Origin of the sequence: Dermacoccus sp. UBA1591, assembly GCF_002322065.1 — a bacterium.
GTDB classification, from domain to species: Bacteria; Actinomycetota; Actinomycetes; order Actinomycetales; family Dermatophilaceae; genus Dermacoccus; species Dermacoccus nishinomiyaensis.
In genome coordinates this window covers 2,277-6,340 of sequence record NZ_DCNR01000020.1, presented here as the reverse complement: position 1 = coordinate 6,340, position 4,064 = coordinate 2,277, and the positions used below count along the sequence as shown (strand labels likewise).

3 protein-coding genes are annotated in these 4,064 nt (G+C 70.6%); 1 reads left to right on the top strand and 2 read right to left on the bottom strand.

Annotated elements, in window-relative coordinates; translation table 11 throughout:
• The coding region (gene dop / locus B2284_RS02005) for a depupylase/deamidase Dop (RefSeq protein WP_286697115.1) at positions 1-1,511 on the bottom strand (1,511 nt) is incomplete at its 3' end.
• A gap of 70 nt (positions 1,512-1,581) precedes the next feature.
• Positions 1,582-3,594 carry an MFS transporter gene (locus B2284_RS02000; RefSeq protein ID WP_286697114.1) on the bottom strand — a complete coding sequence of 671 codons (2,013 nt, stop codon included), beginning with the start codon at positions 3,592-3,594 and terminating at the stop codon, positions 1,582-1,584.
• 113 nt (positions 3,595-3,707) lie between these two features.
• Between B2284_RS02000 and B2284_RS01995 the strand changes: the two genes are divergently transcribed.
• The gene (locus tag B2284_RS01995; protein WP_144707736.1) at positions 3,708-4,064 is read left to right on the top strand and encodes a DUF3054 domain-containing protein; all 357 of its coding nucleotides are present in this window, start codon (positions 3,708-3,710) and stop codon (positions 4,062-4,064) included.

Genomic DNA, 4,064 nt, shown 5'->3' with positions numbered 1-4,064 from the left:
ACGACGAGGTCGGGCCCGACCTGAGCGATGAGGTGCGCGACGTCGGCGTCGAACCAACCGCGGGTCTGCTCGGCGCTGCCGGCGAGTGGCTCGGGCAGGCGGATGCGCGTGTAGCTCGACGGCTGCGTGGTGCGGTAGACCATCCCGTCCCACGACGCGGAGGCGACGTCGCTGCCGAACGCCTCGATGCTCTTGCCGCGCAGCCATGCTCGCGTGTCGCGCGGGGGCTCGACGACGGCGCGCGCGACGTCCTCGTCACTGACGACGCGGGTGAAGCGACCGGCGCGTTCGAACGTGTGGAACAGGCCCTTGTCGGCGCGCACGTCGGACCACTGGATGTCGAGCGCGCGCAGACGCGGGTCGTCCCACCCGACATCATGGCGTGTCATGAACGCCTCCATGACGCTCTTCTTCGCCACCCAGTCGAGGTCGGCCGCGAGGCTCATGGGGTCGCGACGCAGCCCGTCGAGGACGCGCCCCCAGTGCTCGAAGACCTCGCGCGTCTGCTCCTCGACCGGGTCGTCGCCGCGCCGCTGCCACCACGTGTGCGTGGCATCGCGGTACGCCTCGAGGATGTCGAGCGCGCTCATCGCGCGGCCGTCGACGAGGTCCAGCGGCTCGGCGAGCGTCAGGTCGTGACTGACGGCGCGCATCGACGTGACCGGTCGCGCGAGGACGATCCGCGGCAGGGCCTCGTCCTCGAGAGCGCCGAGCACGAGGCTCGTCATGCCCATCTTGAGCAGGTTCGCGACGTCGGCGTGGTTGGCGTCGCCGACGATGACGTGCAGGCGGCGATACTTGCGGTGGTCGGCGTGCGGCTCGTCGCGCGTGTTGATGATGGGACGCTTCAACGTCGTCTCGAGACCGACCTCGGCCTCGAAGAAGTCGGCGCGCTGAGTGAGCTGGAAACCGGCCCGCTCGCTCTCGGTGCCGATGCCGACGCGGCCGCTGCCGGTGACGACCTGACGCGCGACGAAGAACGGCGTCATGCCCGCGACGACGCGCGCCCACGGCACGTCGCGGCGCAGCAGGTAGTTCTCGTGCGTGCCGTACGAGGCGCCCTGACCGTCGGTGTTGTTCTTGTACAGCTGCGTCGGGCCGTCCTCGTCGTCGGCGAGCAACGCCGCCGTGCGCCGCATGATGACCTCGCCCGCGCGGTCGTACGCGACGGCGTCGCGGGGCGTCGTCACTTCCGGCGAGCTGTACTCGGGGTGGGCGTGGTCGACGTACAGGCGCGCGCCGTTCTTGAGCACGACGTTGGCGAAGCTCGGGTCGATGTCGTCGGTCAGCTGGCTCTCGTGCGCGACCTCGCGAGCGATGTCGTAGCCGCGCTGATCGCGCAACGGCGACTCGTCGCTGTAGTCCCACCGACTCTGCGCCGCGTTGAGGCCAACGTCGTTCGCGTAGGCGCGCACGACGAGGCCCGACAGCACCATCGGCGTCGTCCGTTGATCGCCGGGGCGCAGCACGCCGTACTCGGTCTCGATGCCCATGATGCGCTGAACCGTCATGGCGCCACCCTAGTGATGTTGCCCGGGATTCCTAGTGCCCGCGCCCGAAATCGCGGGCGACATCGGCGGGTCAGAGGGTGATGTCGGCGCTCACCGGTTCGGTGAGCACGGTGACGCTCGCCGCGGCTGTCGCGTCGTGCTCGGCATCGAGAGCGGCGACGACGTAGCGCCCGCCCGGCGGCAGCGGCATGACGTAGCGGCCCTCGCCGTCGGTGAGCGTGTCCGCGTGGTACTCGCCCGAGTGCTTGATGAGCGTCACCGGCACCTGCGCGGCCGGCGAACCGTCGCTGCGCCGCACGACGCCCGTGAGCTGCAGCGGGTCGACGAGGCTCAACTGCGGCAGACCGGGGCCCGTGACCTCGACGATCCGCGAGCGTGTGGCCCAGCCCTCGGCGGAGGCGACGAGTACGTAGCGTCCCGCGCCGGGCAGGGCGAGGCGGTAGCACCCGTCGTCGTCGACGCGCCCCCAGTCGAGGTGCGCGCCGTCGCTGGCGAGCGCCGTCACGACGCCGCGGCGTACGGGGTGGCCGTCGAGGCCGACGAGCGTTCCGGTCGCGACGATCTCGCGGCTGTCGCCACCACGCACGCCGTCCTTGTCGGCGCTCGCCGGGGCGGGATGCGTCGCGGGGGTGGCGCTCGGCGCGCTTGCGGACGCGGGCTGCGCCGTCGGCACGAACGCAGCGACGATGGCGGAGGCGAGCGCCGCGATGGCGGCCATGACGAAGACGGCCTTGAACGCGGCGAGCTTCGGCAGGTCGTGCCCGTCGACGTGCATCGCCATGTTCGTCAGAATCGCCGCGACGGCGGCGGACGACGTCGACGTGCCGATCGAGCGCAGCAGCGTGTTGAGGCCGTTCGCGGACGCGGTCTCCGTCAGCGGCACCGACCGCATGATGAGTGTCGGCATCGCGGCGTACGCGAACGCGGTCGCGGCGCTGCACAGCGTGGCGCCGAGCACGACCTGCCACACCGCGCCGGTGAGGAAGACGCGCAGCGTGTACGACGCGGCAAGGCCGAGCGCGCCGGCTAGCAGTGTCGTGCGGGCGCCGAAGCGCTTCGTGACGGCGGCGCTCGCGGGCGACAGCACGACCATCGCGAGGCCGCCGGGCAGCATCGCGACGCCGGCGGCGATGACGGACATGCCGAAGCCGTACCCGGTGATCTCGGGCATCTGCAGCTGCTGGGTCGTCGTCATCATGTTGGCGTACATGGCGAAGCCGACGAGCAGGCTCGCGGCGTTCGTCAGCAGCACGGGGCGACGCGCCGAGGTGCGCAGATCGACCATCGGCGAGTTGTGACGCAGTTCGTACGGCGCCCAGACGGCGAACAGCGCGATGCTCGCGGCGAACAGGAGCAGGACGCGCTCGCTCCCCCAACCCCACTGCCCGCCCTTGGTGATGGGCACGAGCAGGCACAGCAGCGCCGCCGACAGCAGCACGGCGCCGACGAGGTCGAAGCGTCCGCGCGAGGTGACCTTCGATTCGGGCACGACGAGCGCGACGGCCGCGAACATGAGGCTCGCGGAGAAGACCGACACCCAGAACACCATGTGCCAGGAGAAGTGCTCGACGAGGAAACCGGCGAGCGGCAACCCGATCGCGGAGCCGATGCCGAGGGTCGCGCTCATCGTCGCGACGGCGCCGCCCACCTTCTCGCGTGGCAGCTCGTCGCGCAGGATGCTGATGCCGATCGGGATCATCGACGCGCCCACGCCCTGGAACGTGCGCGCGACGACGAGCGCGCCGAGCCCCGAGCCGATACCACCGATGACCGAGCCGACGATGACGAAAGCCAGCGACACGAGCATGATCTTCTTCTTGCCGACCATGTCCGCCAGGCGCGCCAGGATGGGCGTCGCGACGGCGCCCGCGAGCAGCGTCGCGGTGACGAGCCATGAGGTGTTGTCGGCGCTCGTGTGCAGCAGCGTCGGCCACTCGGGGATGAGCGGGATGACGAGCGTCTGCTGCAGCGCGACGACGGTGCCGGCGATGCACAGGACGGCGGCGATCAGGCTCTGACGCGACGAGCCCGCACCGGAGCGGGCCGAGGGCTCGGCGTGGGCGGGTGAGTGACGGCTGGGCACGAAGCTCCTCGGGCGACGACTATTGAATTGACAATAAATGTAGTCGATGTTGTCCGGGTTCCGCGGCGTCTGCGCTGCTAAACCCGGGCAAGATCGGCGGATACGGTGGGGTCATGCTTGCTCTCGCGCCGCTTCTCGACCTGCTCGTCGTCCTCGTCTTCGCCGCCGTCGGACGGCGCAACCACGGCGAGGCCGACGCCCTCGCCGGCATCGTGACGACGGCGTGGCCGTTCGTCGTGGGAGCGATCGTCGGGTGGATCGTCCTCGTCGTCATGAAGCGATTGCCGGGGCGCTCGCTGACGTCGGGAGTGATCGTGTGGCTGACGACGGTCATCGTCGGAATGATCCTGCGTCAGGTCTCCGGGCACGGCACGGCCGTCGCGTTCGTCATCGTCGCGCTGGCGTTCAACGGCGCGTGCATGCTCGGCTGGCGTCTCGTCGCGCGCGTGCTGGAACGTCGTCGCGCTTGA